Source organism: Streptomyces sp. C1-1 (assembly GCF_050214755.1).
Classification (GTDB): Bacteria; Actinomycetota; Actinomycetes; order Streptomycetales; family Streptomycetaceae; genus Streptomyces.
The window spans coordinates 2,674,264-2,692,360 of the sequence record NZ_CP189826.1; the positions used below are offsets into that span (position 1 = coordinate 2,674,264).

Below are 18,097 nucleotides of genomic sequence, written 5' to 3' on the forward strand. Positions count from 1 at the left end.
TCGATCTCTCCGACGACCTCCGGCAACCTCCGGCCGATCCGCGACGACCAGGAGGCATGACATCCGCAAGACGCACGACGACCCACCGCCGGGCCCGCGGCGCCCGTAAGCCCGTCATCGCCGGACCGGCCGCGACCGCCGCGCTGATCGGCGCCTGGTACGCCACCCTTCGGATCGCGTCTCACTCCGTGACCACGTGCCACCCGCGGTCGGTCGGGGTCGGCGAGGCCGCGTCCTGCCCGGCCGGATCACCCCGCGACGATCTCGACCCCCGCCGCGCCGAACACCACCCGCACTTCGGGCCCGTCGCTCCAGCGCACCCTCAACTCCCCTTCGCCGTCGGCTTGTACGGCGACCGCCTCGGCCAACGGCACGGGATCCGCCTCGCCGGTGAGCCGGGCCAGCGCGACGAAGAGGGTGTCGCCGTCACCGGTGACGCCGGTCAGCGCCTCCGACAGGCCGACCGCGGGCAGCAGTTCGGCCCGCGGACCCGGCTCCGCCGTCGACCACCCGGTCAGCCGCACCGCCGTGCCAGGCTCGGCGCCCGAGACCAGATGCGCCCGTACCTCCACGGCCCCGCGCGCCAGCACCGCACTGGTCACCCGCGCGCCCGCGCCGGCCGTGTGCCGGGAGGCCGCCCAGCCCTCGCCGACGCCCAGCGGCTCGATGCCCGTCCGGCTCGGGTCGTCCCCCACGAAAACGCTGTTGTCGTACGTGGAGGAGGGCGCCGTCGCGGTCGAGTAGGCCAGCCGCGTGTAGTAGGGGTCGTAGCGGACATCTTCGCTGCCGTGGTTGTGCAGGCGCACCACACCGTCCGAACTCGTCGACTGCAGAAGCCAGTTGGGCGGCCCCACCGGGGTGACCGCGTCGGCGCGCTCGGCCGGTCCCGGCTCCTCGGGGGCCGTCCACACCGGGTGGTCCGGGGGCAGGAGCAGGCCGAGGAAGCCCTTGCTCGCCCAGTAGGGCGAGGCCGGGCCCGAATAGCCCTGCAGGACCGCCGGGTCGGGGCCGTGCCAGCCGAGGGTGAGCAGGCCCCGCTCGTCCGCCGCGCCCCGCTCCAGGAAGTACTTCAGCGCTCCGGACGCCAGTCGCCGTGTCTCGCCGGGCGACAGCGGCGTACGGCCGCACAGGGCGCCCAGCCACAGCGGGGCCGCCGTCGCGAAGCGGTAGGTGAGGGAGCGGCCCTGATGCATCGGAGCGCCGTCACCGCCGAACAGGCGGGCGTAGTCCTCCAGATGGCGCGAGAGCCGGCCGCCGTACAGTTCCAGCAGCCTGGTGTCGTCCGCGAGCCAGGCGTGCAGCACCGGGTACAGGTGCATCGCCCAGCCGTTGTAGTAGTCGAACTTGCGGCCGTCTCCGTCGGTGTACCAGCCGTCGCCGAGATACCAGTCCTCGATACGGGCGAGGCCGTGGTCGATCGCCTTGCGGGAGGCCTGCGTCTCGTAACCGATTTCGTCGAGGAATCCGCCGACCGTGACGGGGAACAGCTCCCAGTTGCAGGGCCACGCCTCGGCGGTCAGCGCGTCCGCCAGCCAGGCGGCCGCCCGCTGCCGTACCGCGTCGTCCAGGCGGTCCCAGAGCAGCGGCCGGGTCAGGCGCAGGGCGAGAGCGACGGACGCGGCCTCGACGAGGGGCTGGCCACGGTCCTCGATTCGGGGCCACACGCCGGCGGTGCCGGCCGCGAGGCCCTCGGCGTAGCGCTGCAGCGCGGTCTCGTCCCGGCGGAAGGCCGCGAGCAGCAGCGTACGGGCGTAGCCCTCGAGGCCGTCGGAGAGCCGGCCGGACCAGCTCTGGCGGTCGCCGGGGAGGTGGTAGAGGGCGCCGCCCTCGGTTGCGTACGGCTCGACCGCGGCGAGCAGGGCGTCGGCGGCCGCCTCCCAGTGGGCTCGGGTGTAACCGGTGTACGGGCTGCGGGCGTGGTCGGCGGGGGGCAGGTGCATCGGCTCTCTTTCACGGCTCGCGGCACTCACGGCACACCGCACTCGCACGGCGCGCGCGGCGGGGTTCGAGAAGGGGGACCTGGGGCGCCCCGGTTCCGGTCGAGACGCCCCAGGGGCTCATCCCACCCGCACCGTGCCTCTGGGCACCAGATGCTGGGCGAGAAGTTCGTCGCGGACAAGGCCCGCGTACACGGTGGCGCCGTGCACGGAGGTGTGGGTGTTGTCCTTCTTCTCGTTGTAGAGGTAGATCGCCTTGGAGCCTTCGACCCCGAGGGATTCCACCAGTGCCTTCGTCTTCGCCGTCAGGTCGATGAGCGGTACGTGCTCCGCGGCCGCCACAGACCGGATGACAGCGGGATGGTCCACACCGAGACCATTGACGAGCAGTGCCGTGTCGTTGTTCAAGGTGCCGTCGGCATTGAACCACCGTCGCACGATCGGCGTCACCAGGACAGGCCGTCCGCCCTTGTCCCTCACCCCGGTCACCAGCGTTTCGAGATTCGCACGATAGGTGACCTCGTCCGTGGTCTTGTCGTTGTGCGCGAGCTGGATGAGCACCAGGTCGCCGGGGCGGATCAGCGGCTGGACGGTGCTCCACAACCGCGGGTTCCCCAGATAGGTGACCGTACTCTCGCCGGAGTCGGCGTAGTTGGCGACGGAGACGCCCTTGCGCAGGAACTGCGGGAGCTGCTGGCCCCAGCCGGAGTAGGGGTCGGCGGGCTGGTCGCAGACCGTGGAGTCGCCGACCAGCAGGATCTGGCGGGTGTGCCGGGCGGCCGGGGTGACGCGGATGTCCGCGAGGGCGGGGGCCGAGCCGCCAAGTGCCAGGTCGAGGCCGGGAGTTCCGTCGGGGCCGGTCGGCTCGCCCTCCGGTGTGCGGACGTCGACCGTGAAGCTGCGGGCCACGCGCCCACCGGCCGCGACGGACGTCTCGGGGAGCAGGGAGCGCCGGGTCTCGCCGCTGATGGCGGTGCTGGAGGCGGCGTCGCCGCCGAGCAGGACCCGTACGTCGTAGGTCCCGGGCGGGACGTCGAAGTGGCAGGCGGTGGCGGTGCAGTCGTCGATGCCGAGGGCCGCGGAGCCGTCGTGCGCCCGGGCGGGTACGGCGGTCAGACAGGCGCTCAGGATCAGCGCGGTGGACACGGCGAGGCTGAAACGTCTCATTCGCGAATTCCTCCGGCGGGAGGCCACTGGGCGACAGGGCTGGCGGCTGGACCGTACCCCCATTGGCAAGCGCTTTCTAGCCTTTCGACCATATTCACAAGATTGCCAACCTCCAACGCGCGAAAGCCCTTTCGCGAAATCGATTCAACTGTCACCCTCACACTCACCCGCAACCCCCACACGCCCTCCGAAGGAGGCACCCCCATGTCCGACACCGCGAACAGACCGGTCGGCCGCCGCACCTTCGTCCTCGGCTCCGCTGCCGCCGCCGGCACCGCCGCCCTCGCCGGACCCCTCGCCCCGTCCGCGTCCGCCGCGGGCTTCGGCTACAGCGACGACGGCTCCAACTACGTCGTCGACACCGGCGCGAGCCTCGTCTTCAAGGTCAGCAAGACCAACGGCGACCTGACCTCGCTGGTCTACAAGGGCACGGAGTACCAGGGCTACGGCGGCAAGAACTCCCACGTCGAATCCGGCCTGGGCACCTCCACCGTGACCGTCAAGCAGTCCGGCTCGACGATCCTGATCTCCGTGGCGTACGGCACGCTCAAGCACTACTACGCGGCCCGCAGCGGCGAGAACAACGTGTATCTGTGGACCAACAAGGCCGACGACTCGGTTTCCGCGACCCGTTACATCGTGCGCGTCAAGGCGGGCATGTTCCTCAACGACGAGCCCGACTCCTACACGTACACGAACAGCACCATCGAGGCCTCGGACGTCTTCGCCAAGTCCGACGGGCAGACCCGCTCCAAGCACTACTCGAAGCTCAGGGTCATCGACTACGACTGCATCGGCTGGACCACGGGAAGCGTCGGCCTGTACGTCGTCCGCTCCAACCACGAGAAGGCCTCCGGCGGCCCCTTCTACCGCTCGCTGCTGCGCCACCAGAGCGCCGACGGCGGCGGCCTGTACGAGATCCTCTACTACGGCGAGAACCAGACGGAGTCGCAGCGCTTCGGCCTCCAGGGCCCGTACGTCATCGCCTTCACCGACGGCGGCGCGCCCTCGTCCTCGCTCTACCACGCCAACCTCACCACCTCCTGGGCGGATGCGCTCGGCATCTCCGGGTACGTGGCCGCGAGCGGGCGCGGCAAGGTCGCCGGGGTCGGCATCACCGGCCGCAACACGGCGTTCCCGTACACCGTGGGGATCGCCAACTCGGCCGCCCAGTACTGGGGTCCGGCCAGGTCGTCGGACGGATACTTCTCCATCGCGGGCGTCCTGCCGGGGACGTACACGCTGACCGTCTTCAAGGGTGAACTCGCCGTCTACACCGGTTCGGTGACGGTCACGGCCGGGGGCACGACCACGCTGAACACCATCGCGATCCCGTCCTCCAACGACCCGGGCAACGCGAGCGCGATCTGGCGCATCGGCGACTGGAACGGCACGCCGAGCGGCTTCAAGAACGCGGACCTGATGACGTACGCGCATCCGTCCGACGTGCGGGCCGCGTCCTGGACGGGGAACGTCGTCGTCGGCAGCGGCACCGAGACGTCCGCCTTCCCCTGCTACCTCTGGAAGGACGTCAACAGCGGCCTCCTCGTCTACTTCAAACTGACGGCCGCCCAGGCCGCCGCCGCGCACACCCTGCGGATCGGCGTGACGACGGCCTACGCCAACGGACGGCCGCAGATCTCGGTCAACGACTGGACGTCGTCGATCCCCTCACCGCCCTCCCAGCCGAGCACCCGGTCGCTGACCGTGGGCTCCTACCGGGGCAACAACCACACGTTCACCTACAGCGTTCCGGCGAGTGCCTGGCTCACGGACACCAGTCAGTACAACGTGCTGAAGATCAACGTGGTGAGCGGTTCGGGGACGACGTCCTTCCTCAGCGCCGGCACGTCGATCGACGCGATCGACCTGCTGGCCTGACCCGACGGAATCTCAGGTCCCACGCGTCCACTGCTGGTTGGTAGCCCCGCTGCAGGTGTAGGTGATGATCGCGGCGGAGTTGGCGGTGGACGCGCCGGACACGTCCAGGCACTCGCCGGTGGCGCGGGCCTTGATGTTCACGTAGGAGCCGGAGGTGACCACCGACCACTGCTGGGCGGTGGTGCCGGCGCAGTTCTCCTGGGTGACGCTGGAGGCGTTCTCCTGCAGGCAGAGGGAGCTCCCCCGGCCCATCAGCTCGTAGTATCCGGTTCCGAGATCCTTGAACCACCACTTCTGGTTGGTGCCGCTGTTGCAGGTGTACTGGCTGATGGCGACGCCCTGCCACAGGGACTGGTTCGGCACGTCCGCGCACTTGCCGCTGTTGCGGGCGACGAGTGTGTTGTACGTGGCGCCGGTCCCGACGACCGTGCCCGCGGCGGTGTCGACGGTCACCTCCGGGTACCAGGACATGGACATGGAGGTCGAGCTCGGGAAGATCAGCGGGAGCCAGACGTAGCGCGAGTCGTTGACCGTGCCCCCGAAGGAGTTGCCCCAGCGGTCGCCCATGTAGAGGTACGAGGTGCCCGAGGTGCCGGTGACCGGGAGCACGTACGCGGTCTGGGAGTTGTAGGCGGTGGAGTCGCCGACGTTCGTCCATGACGTCCACGGGCCCGAGAGGGAGGTCGCGGTGGCGTACTGCTGCTGGTTGGCGCTCCAGCCCGTGGCTCCCGACGTGAGCATGAAGTAGACGCCGCCCCGCTTGAACAGCGCGGGAGCCTCTCGGTGGCCGCCCGGCCAGGGGTTGGCGACCAGGCTGTCGATCGCCGTGTAGTCGGCGGTGAGCCGGTAGATGTGCAGGTCGTAGTTCTCGTTGGCCGCCGAGACCATGTACGCCGTGCCGTCGGTGTCGACGAAGGTGGTGATGTCCCGGGACATGTACTGTCCGAGCGGCTGGAAGCTGCCCTGGTAGGTGTAGGTGCCGTCGACGGTGTCGGAGACGGCGACGGCCGCACGGGCCTGGCTGTAGTCGACGCCGTTCTCCTTGTGCATCCACATCACGAACTTGCCGGTGGAAGCGTTGTAGATGACTTTCGGGCGCTCGATGTAGGCGGTGGCCAGTTCGGAGGCGGACGACTGGGTCAGGACGTGGTTCCTGAACTCCCAGTTCTTCAGGTCGGTGGAGCGGTAGGCGTCCACGTACCGGAAGGTGTTGTCGGCGTTGCGGTCCTCCCCGAACCAGTAGTAGTACGAGCCGACCTTGATGACCCCGCCGCCGTGGGCGTGCACGGGGTTGCCCGAAGTGTCGGTGAACTGTGTGCCGTTGGTGATTGTCTGGGTGGCCGCCTGGGCCGGGCCCGCGGTCGCGAGGGCGCCGAACAGACCCAGGCAGAGGGCGAGCAGCACCGCGTGGACACGTCTCATCTCACACACTCTCCTTGCTTCGGTCGGCGGCCGTGTCGGCCACGGGGATGCCGAAGTCGGGGGTGCCGTCCGGGTTCCAGCCGAGCCGCTGGAGCCGGGTGTGGCGGTTGGGGTCGTTCAGGGGATCGCCGGTGATCTCCTTGTACTGGCGGGCGTGGTAGACGAGGACGTCGCTGCGGCCGTCCTCGGCGACCGTGAAGCAGTTGTGGCCGGGGCCGTACTGCTGGGTGGTGTCGTTGCTGGTGAAGACGGGGACCGGGGACTTGGACCAGTTGGCGGGGTCCATCAGGTCGGCGTCGGCGTCGGCCGTGAGCAGGCCCATGCAGTAGTGGTGGTCGGTGGCGGACGCCGAGTAGGAGAGGAAGAGGCGGCCGTTGCGGACGAGGACGGCGGGGCCCTCGTTGACCTTGTAGCCGACGCACTCCCAGTCGAACTCCGGTGTGGAGAGCCGGACCTGAGGTCCGGTCAGGGTCCACGGGTTGGCCATCCTCGCCAGCCACAGGGCCGTGTTGTTGTCCATGCCGGGCTCGTGCTGGGCCCAGACGAGGTAGCGGGTGCCGCGGTGGCTGAAGGTGGTGGCGTCCAGGGAGAAGGTCTCCCAGGCGGTCTTCACCTGCCCCTTCTCCACCCAGGTTCCCTTGAACGGGTCGGGGTTCGCGTTCTCCAGGACCCAGATGCGAATGTCCCAGACGCTCTCCGCGGGGGCGGAGGCGAAGTAGACGTACCACTTGCCGCCGATGCGGTGGATCTCCGGCGCCCAGATGTGCGCGCCCATGACCCCGGTGGCGTGCTTGTGCCAGACGACCGACTCCGCGGCGGTAGCGAGGCCGTTCAGGGTGCGGGAGCGGCGCAGGACGATGCGGTCGTACTCGGGGACGGTGGCGGTGAAGTAGTAGAAGCCGTCGGCGTGGCGGTGGATGTAGGGGTCGGCGCGTTGCCTCACCAGCGGGTTCACGAACGGGGCGGCCTTCGGTCTCGGTGCGGCGCCGGCCGTTCCGGGAGTCGCCGCCATGGCGCCCGCGGCCAGCGCGGCTCCCTTCAGCATCAAGCGACGTGTGGGGGGCGAGGTGCTTGCGGGCAGGTCGTCATCGCGGCTCATACGGCTTGCCTCTCGGGGGGTGTTCGAGATGTCAAACGACATCTGTCATTACGAACGCCGAAAAGGTAAGGGTGTGGAACCTGGAGGTCAACGGGTCTGACGCGACTTGCAGGAAGCGCTTTCCAAGTTTCTGCCGTGGCGCCGTTTTTCTGTTATCGAAGGCGCCCCCGGGACGTCTCCACCAGTGTGCGCAGCCATATCCACAAGACAGCAGCCGCCGCGGGCGCCCTCGCGGCGGTGGCCGCCCTGCTCGCCACCGGCGGCCCGGCCGCGGCGGCCGACGTCCGTGACGCGACCGCCGACGTCCTCGCCGACCGGGACGTGACGCTCACCGGCGACACGGTGGTCACCGTGCCGTCCGGGACGACGACGTACGACGGCGTCCTCCGCGGCGAGGGCACCCTCACTGTGCGCGGCGGCGGAACCCTGGTCCTCACCAGGGACAGCGACTTCACCCTGCCGCGCTCCCGGCAGCGGCAGACCGTGCGGACGCAGGGCGGCAACCACCCGTACACCACGGTCGCCGCCCCCGACCCGCCCGCGATCACGGTCGAGCGCGGGACGACCCTGCAGTACGGCACCGGCGGCGGCACCGGCCTGATCGGCCACTTCCCGTACGACACCCCCGGTTTCCGGCTGAACCAGCTCAACATCCGGGTCGACGGCACCCTGCGCCTGTCGCTCACCCGCACCTTCAACATCGGCACGATCAGCGGCTCCGGCCTGGTGACCCGGCCCCGCGGCATGTGGGGCACCCTCGACCTGGCGGGCACCCAGCCCTTCTCCGGCGTCATCGACAACGGCACCGGCATGGCCGTCGGGCGCCCCGAGTTCCCGGTGGCGCTCCCCCGCGCCCGGGCGATCCTCAACCAGGGCTCCTGGATCATCGACACTCCGCTGTACCGGACGATCACTCTGCGGCAGAACTTCTACGAGCGCGCGTACGGCAGCGACGTCAACGTGCACACCCGTCCCGGCAGCAAGGTCGTGCTCACCGGCCAGTACAGCTACAGCGACCGGGGCGGTGACACCGCTCCGTCCCTGAGCAACCCGGGCCTCAACTGGCGTCCCGTCGCCCACCAGTTGAACAAGCGGGGCACCAACATCGAGGGCGCGGACGTGCGGTGGGGCGACGGCACGACCGACCGGATCTTCATGCCCGGCACGAAGGACACCGTCTACATCAACCTGCACGAGGCGAGCGGCCGCCGCTCGAAGCTGACCTTCGACTACGACGGCCCGGTCACCCTGGGCGCGCCGATCGGCGGCGGCCGATACCACGACACGCTCGCCGCGCCCGGCGCCGGGGACGTCGTCATCGCGGGGACCCCCGGAAACGACGTGACCTTCGCCGCCGAGCAGTACTACGACGGTTCCACGACCGTGGAGAAGGGCGCGGTGCTGCGGCTCGGGCTCGGCTCGGGACGCGGCGGTGACGGCTCCCTGATGACCGGCACGGCGCGTCGCCGGGTGGTGGACGACGGCACCCTCGTCGTGCGGAACGCGTCAACTCCCGTGTCACTGTCGCGGATCGGCGGCTCGGGCTCCCTGGTGCAGTCGGGCGCGGCGACGACCACGCTGACCGGCGGCGAGGTGACGTACACCGGCGCCACGACCGTCGCCAAGGGCACGCTGGCGCTGCGCGGCGGTGCGACTCTGCTGCACAGCAAGGCGATTCGGCTCACCTCGGTGTCGGCACGGCTGGACGCGGGGCGGGCGGGGCTGCGGGTGGCGACCGCGCTGAGCGGCGAGGGCACGGTGCGGGGCGCGGTGACCAATGACGGGGTGGTCACGGGCGGGCTGACGATCGCCGGTGACTTCACGCAGCGCCCGAAGGGTGAACTCGTCCTGGGAAAACAGCCGCTGAGGGTGTCCGGTGCCGTGCGACTGGCGGGCGGCCTCGACCTCTCGGCCGCGGCGGACGGATCCGCGCGCGAGATCACCGTCCTCGACCACCGCGGCCGGGCGAGGAGCGAGGGCGCGTTCGCCGGCCTGGGGGAAGGCGCCCGGCTGAAGCTCACCGGCACCACCTACCGGATCAGCTACCGGGGCGGCGACGGCAACGACGTGACCCTGACCGCGACCACGCGGACCGCCGCACCGGCGGCCCGTCACTCCGGGCCGTCCGGGACGGCGGCGGCCGGTCCGCGCACCGCCGAGACCGCGACCAGCGGCCTGGGCGGGTGGCCGTACATGCTCGCGCTGGGGATGCTCTTCGGGCTCGTGGTGCCGGCCGTCCGCAAGCGGGGACGGGACGGCCGGCACAGCGGCGGCCGGCATGCGGCGCGGGGCTGACCCTCACGCCGGCACCGCCTCCGGGGTCTCCTCCCGCCGCCGGCCCCGCAGCCACACGTACACCGGGATGCCCGCGAACAGGAACAGCACGCCCTGGTAGACGGCGGCGTAGCCGGCGCCCGCGATCAGCCAGAAGGAGAACGCGAAGGAGAGTGCGGCGACGACCAGGTCGCGGACCAGGCCCGCCGGGCGGACCCGCTCCCGGGTGCCCCGGGCGAGCCAGTACAGCTGGGCCGCCGCCGACAGGAGGTACGGCACGCAGCCGGTGAAGGTGGTGATCAGGACGAGGACGCGGAAGGTGGTGTCCGGGCCCGCCGTGTAGTTGAGGGCGATCAGCAGCGAGCCGAGGACCGCCACCGCCCAGACGCCGAAGCCGGGCACGCCGCCCCTGCCCACCGTGGCAAACGGCTTCGGGAACAGTCCGTCGCGGGCGGCGGCGTACGGCATCTGCGCGGCCAGCAGGATCCAGCCGTTGAGGCAGCCGGTGATCGAGGCGACGGCGACGAGCGCCATGGCGGTACCGCCCCAGGAGCCGCCGGTCATCGCGTTCACCGCGTCGGCGAAGGGCGCGCCGGAGTCGACCAGCCTGTCGTGCGGGACCAGGCCGAAGACGGCGACCGTGCCCAGGATGTACACCAGCGCGGAGGCGAGGGTGCCCAGGACGCTCGCGCGGCCGACGTTGCGTCCGGGGTCGTCCACCTCACCCGCGCTGACCGCGGCCGACTCGACGCCGAGGAAGCTGTACAGCAGCAGCGCGGCCGCGGCGGCGAGCGCGCCCGGTGTGTTGTCGCCGGAGGCGTTGAACGGTCCGAAGTTGTCGGCGTCGACGAAGAACAGCCCGATCGTGGCCACCAGCAGCAGCGGGACGAACTTCAGGACCGTCGAGACGACCTGGACCGCGCCGACCCAGCGGGTGCCGGCGAAGTTGGCGGCGGCGGGCAGCCACAACGCGGCCAGGGCGACGGCCCCTTCGAGGGCGTGGTTGCCGTGCAGGGGGATCAGGACGTCGACGTAGCCGACGACCGCGACGGCGAGGGCGGCGATGCTGACCCAGCACATCGTCCAGTACGACCACGCCGACAGGAATCCCGCGAACGGACCGAAGGCGTCGCGGGGGTACACGTACAGACCCCCGGTGACGGGGCTGCGTCTGGCCAGCCTGCCGAAGAGCAGGGCGAGCAGCACGGCGGCGACCGACAGTACGGCGAAGGCGAGCAGGCTGACCGTGCCGTAGGGGGCGACGGCGGCCGGCAGCGCGAAGATGCCGCCGCCGATGATGTTTCCCATCACGAGCGCGGTGGCGGCGGCCAGGCCGAAGGGACGGCGGCGCGGGGCGGGGGCCGCGGGGGACCCGGACGGGTCGGTGGCCTCGGTGGGGCTGGTGGCGGTCATGGTGGTTCCAGGTGCAGGCGGGCGGGGAAGGGGCGTGATCGTAACCCGGCATCCCACATGCTGGGCGGAGTGTTCATGTACTGGACACATCCGGTCGGTCGGCGGCCCTTCGCCTAGCCTCGTGGCATGACCAGCGACACCTCCCTCGCCGCCGCCCTCGCCGCCGGAACCGTCGTCCTCGACGGCGGTATGTCCAACCAGCTCGAGTCCGCCGGGCACGACCTGAGCGACGAGCTCTGGTCGGCGCGGCTGCTCGCCGAGCGGCCCGAGGCGATCACCGAGGCCCACCTCGCCTACTTCGAGGCCGGCGCGGACGTGGCGATCACCGCCAGCTACCAGGCCACGTTCGAGGGCTTCGCGAAGCGCGGGATCGGCCACGAGAAGGCGGCCGAACTCCTCGCGCTGAGTGTGCAGTCGGCGCGTGAGGCGGCGCGGCAGGCGGCGGCGAAGGGGGTCACCCGACCGCTGTGGGTGGCGGCCTCGGTGGGCCCGTACGGGGCGATGCTCGCGGACGGCTCCGAGTACCGGGGGCGGTACGGGCTGAGCGTGGACGAGCTCGCCGACTTCCACCGGCCGCGCCTGGAGGTGCTGGCCGCGGCCCGTCCCGACGTGCTCGCCCTGGAGACGGTCCCGGACGCCGACGAGGCCCGGGCGCTGCTGGGGGTGGTGCGCGGGCTGGGGGTGCCGGCCTGGCTGTCGTACACCGTGGAGGGCGATCGCACCCGCGCCGGGCAGCCGTTGGAGGAGGCGTTCGCCCTGGCCGCCGATGTGGACGAGGTGATCGCGGTGGGCGTGAACTGCTGTGCCCCGCAGGACGTCGAGGGCGCGGTCCGGACCGCCGCGCGCGTCACCGGCAAGCCGGTGGTCGTCTACCCCAACAGCGGGGAGGCCTGGGACGCCGGGGCCCGCGCGTGGGACGGGCGCTCCAGTTTCACGCCCGAGGAGGTCGCGGGGTGGCGTGCGTCCGGGGCACGGCTGATCGGCGGGTGCTGCCGGGTGGGGCCCGAGGCGATCGCCGGGATCGCGGCGGCGATGACGCCCTGACGGAACACCTGCCCACGGTGCGCTGGGCCCCGGTGCCCCGGTGACGGTGATCGAGTACGACAACGAGGGCGGCGCCCACGCCCTGGTCGCGCACGTCCTGTCCCAGGGCCATCGGCGTGTGCTGTTCCTGGGCGGCAGACCCGACCACACCACGGCACAGGGCCGGGAGCGCGGCTGTCTGGCCGCCCACCGCGCCCGCGGCATCGACGTCGATCCGGCGCTCGTCCTGCACGGCGACTTCACCCGTGACTCGGGCCACCGGCTGATCCGCGAGGCCCTCGCGGCGGGGCTGGAGTTCACGGCGGTGGTCGCCGCCACCGACATGGTCGCGGCCGGCGCGCTGACCGCGCTCCGCGAGGCGGGCCTGAGCGTGCCGGGCGATGTTTCGCTGGCCGGTTACGACGACATTCCCTTCGCGCGGGACCTGTACCCGGCCCTGACCACGGTCCACGTCCCCTACGAGGAGCTGGGCCGCCTCGCCGTCCCTACCGCGCTCGGCCGGACGCCCGAGAAGGCGGACGAGCACCTGCTGCTGGGCACGCATGTGGTGGTTCGGGATTCGGTGGCGCCGGTGACCTCATAGGGGGACGCGAGTCGGGCGGACCGGTCTCAGGTGCGGCGCACTCCCGTGGAGCGCCGCAGCCGTCGTACCGTCGCGCGCAGATCCGCCGCCCGTGCCGGCGCCGGGTCCGGCACTTCTGCGCCGGACGGCTCACCGGGCGCCGTTTCGGCCGCCGCCCACAGCGCCAGCTCGGCGTCGCGCGGGCCGTACACCGTGCGGGGCTCGCCGGCGTCGAAGATCCGCACCGGATGCCGCGCGTCCCAGGCCTCCCAGCCGGGGTCGCCGTCGGCCGCGAACCGCACCCACGCGCCGTGCATCGCGTCGGCCAGTTCCTGCGGCGCTCCGTCGCCGGCGAGTCTGCGCGACTCCGGTACGTCGCCGCTGTCGAAGACGAAGCCGAGCTCCAGGGCGTGGCAGGAGCCGAGGCCGGGCAGGCCCGAGGGCCAGGCGAACTCGTAGACCCAGGAGCCGCCGGGGCGGGAGTCGGCCAGGCGGTGCAGGGGGCGGCGCAGCAGGTGGTCGGTGACCATCTGGCCGACCGTCTCGGCGGTACCGGCCCGCGGGTGCAGGGCGCGGTACCCGCGGGGCACCTCGGTGCCGCAGTGGCAGCGGGCCATGGCGCCGGCGAGAGCGACGGCTCCGAGCCGGTCGACGCGCTCGAAAAGGCCGCCGGGGACGAGCCAGAGGCGGTACTCCTCGCTGGTCCAGCCCGTCATCAGCTCGACGCCGACGGCCGCGTCGCCGTCGACGAGGGCATCCAGGGGGTCGCGCGGGACGAGGTCGCCGTCGACGACGATGCCGAAGGAGGGGCCGCCGAGCACCGGGCTGCTCAGTCTGCCCACCTCCGCCTGGGTGCGCAGCAGCAGGTCACGGTCGACCTCGGCGAAGGCGGCGGCGGTCGCGGGGATCTTCAGTCGTGTGGCCATACGGCGCACCATGCGCCGTACCTTGTCCCGTTCGAACGCCTCGGGCGGCCCGCTCTGCAGGACCGCCCGTCGTATGAGCCCCTGCGCCTGCGGGGCGGCCAGCAGGGCGCCGACGCTGATCGCCCCTGCGGACTGTCCGGCGAGGGTGACGCGGTCGGGGTCGCCGCCGAAGGCCGCTATCGAGTCGTGCACCCAGCGCAGGGCGGCGAGCTGGTCGCGCAGGCCGGGGTTGGCGGGGGTGTCCGGGAACAGTCCGTAGCCCTCGACTCCCAGCCGGTAGTTCACCGAGACGAAGACGACGCCGTCGCGGGCGAAGGTCCGCCCGTCGTACACGGGAACGGCGGAAGAACCCCTGGTCAGCGCGCCGCCGTGCAGCCACACCAGGACCGGCAGCCCGGCTCCCGGGCCCGGCTCCGGGGTCCACACGTTCAGGTTGAGGCAGTCGTCGCCGGGCACGACGGGGTCGGAGAGGTACTTGTCGAAGGCTTCGGAGTACGGCGGTTTCGGCGGTGTCGGGCCGAAGGAACCCGCGTCGCGCACGCCGTCCCAGGGCTCGGGCGGGACGGGCGGCCGGAACCGGCGGGGACCGAAGGGAGGGGCGGCGTACGGGATGCCCCGGAACACCGCGATCCCCTGCTCGAACCGTCCGCGTACCGCCCCGTACGGGGTGCCGACCACGGGGTCCGTCTGGATTGCTGCCGTCATGTGCCCACCAGCCTCCTCACCGCGCTACCGCACCGGTAACACCAGAGCACCACAGATCGCCGCGGTATTCCGGTGCAGAGCGCGATATGTGGGCTACTTGGCGTACATCAGGGTGCCGAAGCCGAGCTGGTCGTAGCCGCCGCTGGTGGAGCCGTAGTCACCCCTTCCGCCCTCGGGGACGACGAGGTCGTAGTACATCTGCGACATGTACTTGTCGTCCAGGTACAGCCGCCGGTTGTAGTGGAAGTGGAGCATGGCCCACACCGGGCGGATCTGGCCCCGCGAGCCGTAGGCGATGACCGTCTGGGACGAGGTGGCGCAGTCCAGCGGGTGACCTGGGACGCGGAGGGCCGGCCCCGGTTGGCGCACGGGGGTCACCATCCCGCGGTCGAGGTCACCGTACCGACCGAGCCCGCTCCCCTGCCGACGCGGCAGCAGGGCGGGTTGGGACGGCCGTGGAGCACTCCGCGCGCATACGCCGATCCCTCCTGGGCCGACGACGCCGTCCACCCGGGCTGGATCCGGGTGCGCGGCCGGCACGGCCCGGAGTCCCGTTGGGCGCACAGCCTGCTGGCACAGCGCCTCACCGAGCGCCGGGCGGAGGCCGAGGTCACCGTCGAGGCGCGGCCCGACACCTTCACGCAGGCCGCGGGTCTCGTCCTGTGGTACGACGCCCAGGGGTATCCGAGTCTGGACGTGACCTGGGCGGAGCCGGAGGGCGAGGAGCAGCGTGGGCAGCAGTGGCACGGCGGCGGCCGCAGGGTGCTGCGGCTCGTGGAGCGCGACGGGGCGAGCACCCGGACGGTGGCCGTCGTGGCCGTCGTGGCCGTCGTGGCCGTCGTGGCCGTCGACGACGATGCGCCGGTGACGCTGGGGGCGACGGTCGACGGGCCGACGGCACGGTTCTGGCACGCGCGGGACGGGGTGCGTACGCCCGTCGGGGAACCGCTGGACTTCAAGGCTCTCCGACGACCACGGGTCGCGGCTCCGCTTCACCGGGGCGATGGCCGGTATCCATGCCGTGGACCTGGTGGACGCGACTTTCACGGCCGACTTCACCGCTTTCCGCCTCTCCTGCTGGTGACGGCCGCGGGCCCGTCGGCCACCGGCCACAGGCCGCCCGCCTGCCCGCCCCGCCACCACGTTCGAAGTTTCGAAAGCCTGGGCGTGTGAAGACCTGGCGAAGCCCGACCTCTTCCCCGCCCCAGCCCGCGAACCTAGGGTAGGAAGCGCTTACTGTCGCGCTCCTGTCGAAACTTTTCATGGCCCTCGGGCGGGCCGGAGAGGTGGTTCCCTATGGTCCGTACGGGGAGTGCCGGCGTGGCCGCCGGTCCGACGCTGGCCGTGGTGGCCCGCGAGGCGGGGGTCTCCGTGCCGACCGCGTCCAAGGTCGTCAACGGCCGGGAGGACGTGGCTCCGGAGACGCGCCGGCGTGTGACGGAGGCGCTCGACCGGCTCGGTTACGTCCGCAGGCCCCGGTTCGACGCGGCGAAGGTGCCCGGCCTGGTCGACCTGGTCGTGCACTCGCTCGACAGTTCCTGGTCGGGCGCGATCCTGCAGGGGGTCGAGGGGGCGGCGCACGACGCGGGACTGGAGGTCGTGGTCTCGGCGGGCCTGACCCGGACACGGGGTGCGCGGCCGGAGCGCGGCTGGCTGGACAAGCTGATCGCGCGCGGCTCCTCCGGGGTGCTGTTCAACCTGTCCGAGCTGACTCCGTCGCAGTACGCCTGGCTGGACCAGCACCGCATTCCGTACGTGCTGATCGACCCGGTGCTGGAGCCGCCGCCGGGTGTCGTGTCGGTGGGCGCGGCGAACTGGCAGGGCGGTGTGACGGCGACCGAGCATCTGCTGGCGCTCGGTCACGAGCGCATCGCGGTGATCGCGGGCCATCAGCGCAAGATGTGCAGCAGCGCGCGGGTCGCCGGCTATCGCTCGGCCCTCGCGTCGGCGGGCATTAGGCACCGTCCCGAGTACGTCCGCCACGCCGGCTTCGACGAGTCGGTCGCCCGCCGTCGCATGCTGGACCTCCTGGACCTGCGCGAGCCCCCGACGGCCGTCTTCGTCTGTTCGGACCGCATGGCCCTCGGCGTCTACGAGGCGCTGGCCGAACGGGGGTTGAGGGTGCCCGACGACGTGAGCGTCGTGGGCTTCGACGATCTGCCCGAGTCCCGCTGGGCCAGTCCCGCGCTGACCACGGTCCGCCAGCCCCTCGCGGAGATGGCGGCGACGGCCCTGCATCTGCTGGTGCGGATGATGGAGGGCGACCGCCCGGAGGGCACGCGCACGGAGTTGTCGACGCGGCTGGTGCAGCGGGCGAGCACGGCACGCGCGCGGGTGAGGGAACCGTAGTCGCCGACGCGGCTCGCGGGACCCGTTTCCGCACCCCGTTGCGGTGGCTCGTGCCGCGAACCGATCATGGCTGTCATGGAGCGACCGAGTCAGTTCATCGAATGCGGCGGCCTGGTGCTGCGACGCTGGCGGCCGCAGGACGACTTCGCCCCGGCGTTCAGGCTGATCGAGGAGTCCGTGGACCATCTGCGCCCGTGGATGGGCTGGGTCGCCCGGCACGGTGAGGAGAGCACCCGGGACTTCCTCGCGAAGGCCGAGTCGAAGTGGGCTGCCGACGAGGCGTACAACTACGCCATCGCGGAGGGCGGCACGCTCGTCGGCATGTGCCAGACCTACCGCGTGGACGCGCCCGTCAGATGGCGGATGGGGTACTGGCTGCACCCGGCCGCCACCGGCCGGGGCATCGCCACGAGAGCGACGGCGGCCCTGGTGGCGGAGATGTTCGCCCTGCCGGGCGTGGACTACGTGGAGATCACCCACGACCTGGCCAACACGGCCAGTGGCGCGGTGCCGCGCCGCCTGGGATTCACCGAGATCGGCCACGAGCGGGCCGCGCCGGAGACGCCTTCGCTCGTCGGGATCGACGTGGTCTGGCGCCTGGACCGCCCCGCGCGGCGGGCCGAAGGCGCTACGGCTCGGTGAGCGTCCGCCCCGCCCAGCCGATGCCGCCGCGCAGATGCTCCCGGAACGCTGGCAACTCGTAGGCGTCGGCGGCGTGTCCGAGTGCCGTGAAGAAAACCCGGCCCGCGCCCTGCTCCCGGCACCAGGCCAGGGGGTGGTCGGCGCCCATGCCGCCGCCTTCGTACGACGACTCGTCGGCGCTCACCAACACCCGCACCGCGTCACGGGGGTTGGTGCGGAAGTCGTACCACTCGTCGGTGAAGTCCCAGACGGGGGGCAGGTGGCGGGTGGCCGGATGCGCGCGGTCCTCGACGACGGCCCGTCCGGGCTGGTGGACGGGGTGCCGGTCGAACCGGGCGCCCAGCAACTCGCCGTAGTAGGGCCAGTCGTACTCCGTGCAGGCCGCCGCGTGGACCCCGGCGAACCCTCCACCGCCCTCCACGTAGGCGGCCAGCCGTTCCCGTCCGGCCGGGGTGAGCACCTCGCCGCTGGTGGAGAGGAAGACGACGGCGGCGTAGCCGTGCAGGGGGCTCTCGAAGACGGCGGGTTCTTCGCTATGGTCCACCTCGAGATCATCGAGCGCGCGTACGGCGGCGACGGCGGCGGGGATGGAGTCGTGGCGGTAGTCGGTGGTGCGCGTGTAGACGAGGAGTCGGGGGGCCATGCGCGCGAGCCTAGCCGGGGACCGGGGGTGTTC

General features: G+C 71.8%; 13 protein-coding genes and 2 pseudogenes. 7 read left to right on the top strand and 8 right to left on the bottom strand.

All coding sequences use genetic code 11. The annotated features are described in order from the left end of the window. Nucleotides 1–248 precede the first annotated feature (248 nt). Together ACQF4J_RS12190 and ACQF4J_RS12195 are read right to left on the bottom strand one after the other, a co-directional pair. Nucleotides 249–1,940 (bottom strand): DUF2264 domain-containing protein, encoded by a 1,692-nt coding sequence (locus tag ACQF4J_RS12190; RefSeq protein ID WP_427165609.1) that lies wholly within the window; start codon nt 1,938–1,940, stop codon nt 249–251. A gap of 117 nt (nt 1,941–2,057) precedes the next feature. Then, the gene (locus tag ACQF4J_RS12195) at nt 2,058–3,104 is read right to left on the bottom strand and encodes a rhamnogalacturonan acetylesterase (RefSeq protein ID WP_351582070.1); all 1,047 of its coding nucleotides are present in this window, start codon (nt 3,102–3,104) and stop codon (nt 2,058–2,060) included. Nucleotides 3,105–3,308: 204 nt separating this feature from the next. Between ACQF4J_RS12195 and ACQF4J_RS12200 the strand changes: the two genes are divergently transcribed. Then, nucleotides 3,309–4,985 (top strand): rhamnogalacturonan lyase B N-terminal domain-containing protein, encoded by a 1,677-nt coding sequence (locus ACQF4J_RS12200; protein ID WP_427165610.1) that lies wholly within the window; start codon nt 3,309–3,311, stop codon nt 4,983–4,985. A 12-nt stretch (nt 4,986–4,997) separates the two neighbouring features. Here the strand turns inward: ACQF4J_RS12200 and ACQF4J_RS12205 are convergent, their stop codons facing one another. Both ACQF4J_RS12205 and ACQF4J_RS12210 read right to left on the bottom strand, forming a co-directional pair. Beyond that, nucleotides 4,998–6,407 (bottom strand): RICIN domain-containing protein, encoded by a 1,410-nt coding sequence (locus tag ACQF4J_RS12205; RefSeq protein ID WP_427165611.1) that lies wholly within the window; start codon nt 6,405–6,407, stop codon nt 4,998–5,000. A 1-nt stretch (nt 6,408) separates the two neighbouring features. Then, complete coding sequence (locus tag ACQF4J_RS12210; protein WP_351582075.1) at nt 6,409–7,506, bottom strand: glycoside hydrolase family 43 protein; 1,098 nt, start codon at nt 7,504–7,506, stop codon at nt 6,409–6,411. Between the two features lie 186 nt (nt 7,507–7,692). On the opposite strand from ACQF4J_RS12210, the gene ACQF4J_RS12215 reads away from it, so the two are divergent. Continuing rightward, nucleotides 7,693–9,801 carry an autotransporter gene (locus ACQF4J_RS12215; protein ID WP_351806419.1) on the top strand — a complete coding sequence of 703 codons (2,109 nt, stop codon included), beginning with the start codon at nt 7,693–7,695 and terminating at the stop codon, nt 9,799–9,801. A gap of 3 nt (nt 9,802–9,804) precedes the next feature. Here ACQF4J_RS12215 and ACQF4J_RS12220 read toward each other — a convergent pair whose 3' ends face one another. Further along, a complete protein-coding gene (locus ACQF4J_RS12220) occupies nt 9,805–11,193 on the bottom strand; it encodes an amino acid permease (protein WP_351582079.1) in 1,389 nt (462 codons plus the stop codon). A gap of 126 nt (nt 11,194–11,319) precedes the next feature. On the opposite strand from ACQF4J_RS12220, the gene mmuM reads away from it, so the two are divergent. Beyond that, nucleotides 11,320–12,237, top strand: a complete 918-nt coding sequence (mmuM, locus tag ACQF4J_RS12225; protein ID WP_351806417.1) for a homocysteine S-methyltransferase — start codon at nt 11,320–11,322, stop codon at nt 12,235–12,237. A 22-nt stretch (nt 12,238–12,259) separates the two neighbouring features. Then, nucleotides 12,260–12,820: pseudogene (locus ACQF4J_RS12230) on the top strand (LacI family DNA-binding transcriptional regulator); the annotation flags it as partial. A gap of 26 nt (nt 12,821–12,846) precedes the next feature. Here ACQF4J_RS12230 and ACQF4J_RS12235 read toward each other — a convergent pair. Both ACQF4J_RS12235 and ACQF4J_RS12240 read right to left on the bottom strand, forming a co-directional pair. Next, nucleotides 12,847–14,430 (bottom strand): carboxylesterase/lipase family protein, encoded by a 1,584-nt coding sequence (locus tag ACQF4J_RS12235; RefSeq protein ID WP_351582083.1) that lies wholly within the window; start codon nt 14,428–14,430, stop codon nt 12,847–12,849. A gap of 93 nt (nt 14,431–14,523) precedes the next feature. Then, nucleotides 14,524–14,754 (bottom strand): annotated as a pseudogene (locus ACQF4J_RS12240) (alginate lyase family protein); the annotation flags it as partial. Between the two features lie 36 nt (nt 14,755–14,790). Here ACQF4J_RS12240 and ACQF4J_RS12245 point away from each other — a divergent pair. The 3 genes from ACQF4J_RS12245 (at nt 14,791) to ACQF4J_RS12255 (ending at nt 17,421) form a co-directional block, all read left to right on the top strand. Beyond that, entirely contained in the window at nt 14,791–15,603 is an 813-nt protein-coding gene (locus ACQF4J_RS12245) for a hypothetical protein (RefSeq protein WP_427165612.1), read from the top strand. Between the two features lie 123 nt (nt 15,604–15,726). Continuing rightward, on the top strand, nt 15,727–16,779 hold the full coding sequence (locus ACQF4J_RS12250) for a LacI family DNA-binding transcriptional regulator (protein WP_351582086.1): 1,053 nt from the start codon (nt 15,727–15,729) through the stop codon (nt 16,777–16,779). Between the two features lie 75 nt (nt 16,780–16,854). After that, nucleotides 16,855–17,421: a GNAT family N-acetyltransferase gene (locus ACQF4J_RS12255; RefSeq protein WP_351582088.1), complete on the top strand. Its 567-nt coding sequence runs from the start codon at nt 16,855–16,857 to the stop codon at nt 17,419–17,421. Here the strand turns inward: ACQF4J_RS12255 and ACQF4J_RS12260 are convergent. Further along, nucleotides 17,408–18,064 (bottom strand): ThuA domain-containing protein, encoded by a 657-nt coding sequence (locus tag ACQF4J_RS12260; protein WP_351806413.1) that lies wholly within the window; start codon nt 18,062–18,064, stop codon nt 17,408–17,410. The two genes, ACQF4J_RS12255 and ACQF4J_RS12260, sit on opposite strands and share 14 nt — an antisense overlap. Nucleotides 18,065–18,097: the final 33 nt, after the last annotated feature.

Excerpts from the sequence above, each read along its gene's own strand:
- ACQF4J_RS12235 (WP_351582083.1), bottom strand. The coding sequence starts at position 14,430 with ATGACGGCAGCAATCCAGACGGACCCCGTGGTCGGCACCCCGTACGGG.
- ACQF4J_RS12190 (WP_427165609.1), bottom strand. The coding sequence starts at position 1,940 with ATGCACCTGCCCCCCGCCGACCACGCCCGCAGCCCGTACACCGGTTAC.
- ACQF4J_RS12205 (WP_427165611.1), bottom strand. The coding sequence starts at position 6,407 with ATGAGACGTGTCCACGCGGTGCTGCTCGCCCTCTGCCTGGGTCTGTTC.
- ACQF4J_RS12260 (WP_351806413.1), bottom strand. The coding sequence starts at position 18,064 with ATGGCCCCCCGACTCCTCGTCTACACGCGCACCACCGACTACCGCCAC.
- ACQF4J_RS12210 (WP_351582075.1), bottom strand. The coding sequence starts at position 7,506 with ATGAGCCGCGATGACGACCTGCCCGCAAGCACCTCGCCCCCCACACGT.
- ACQF4J_RS12200 (WP_427165610.1), top strand. The coding sequence starts at position 3,309 with ATGTCCGACACCGCGAACAGACCGGTCGGCCGCCGCACCTTCGTCCTC.
- ACQF4J_RS12220 (WP_351582079.1), bottom strand. The coding sequence starts at position 11,193 with ATGACCGCCACCAGCCCCACCGAGGCCACCGACCCGTCCGGGTCCCCC.
- ACQF4J_RS12250 (WP_351582086.1), top strand. The coding sequence starts at position 15,727 with ATGGTCCGTACGGGGAGTGCCGGCGTGGCCGCCGGTCCGACGCTGGCC.
- ACQF4J_RS12255 (WP_351582088.1), top strand. The coding sequence starts at position 16,855 with ATGGAGCGACCGAGTCAGTTCATCGAATGCGGCGGCCTGGTGCTGCGA.
- ACQF4J_RS12195 (WP_351582070.1), bottom strand. The coding sequence starts at position 3,104 with ATGAGACGTTTCAGCCTCGCCGTGTCCACCGCGCTGATCCTGAGCGCC.
- mmuM (WP_351806417.1), top strand. The coding sequence starts at position 11,320 with ATGACCAGCGACACCTCCCTCGCCGCCGCCCTCGCCGCCGGAACCGTC.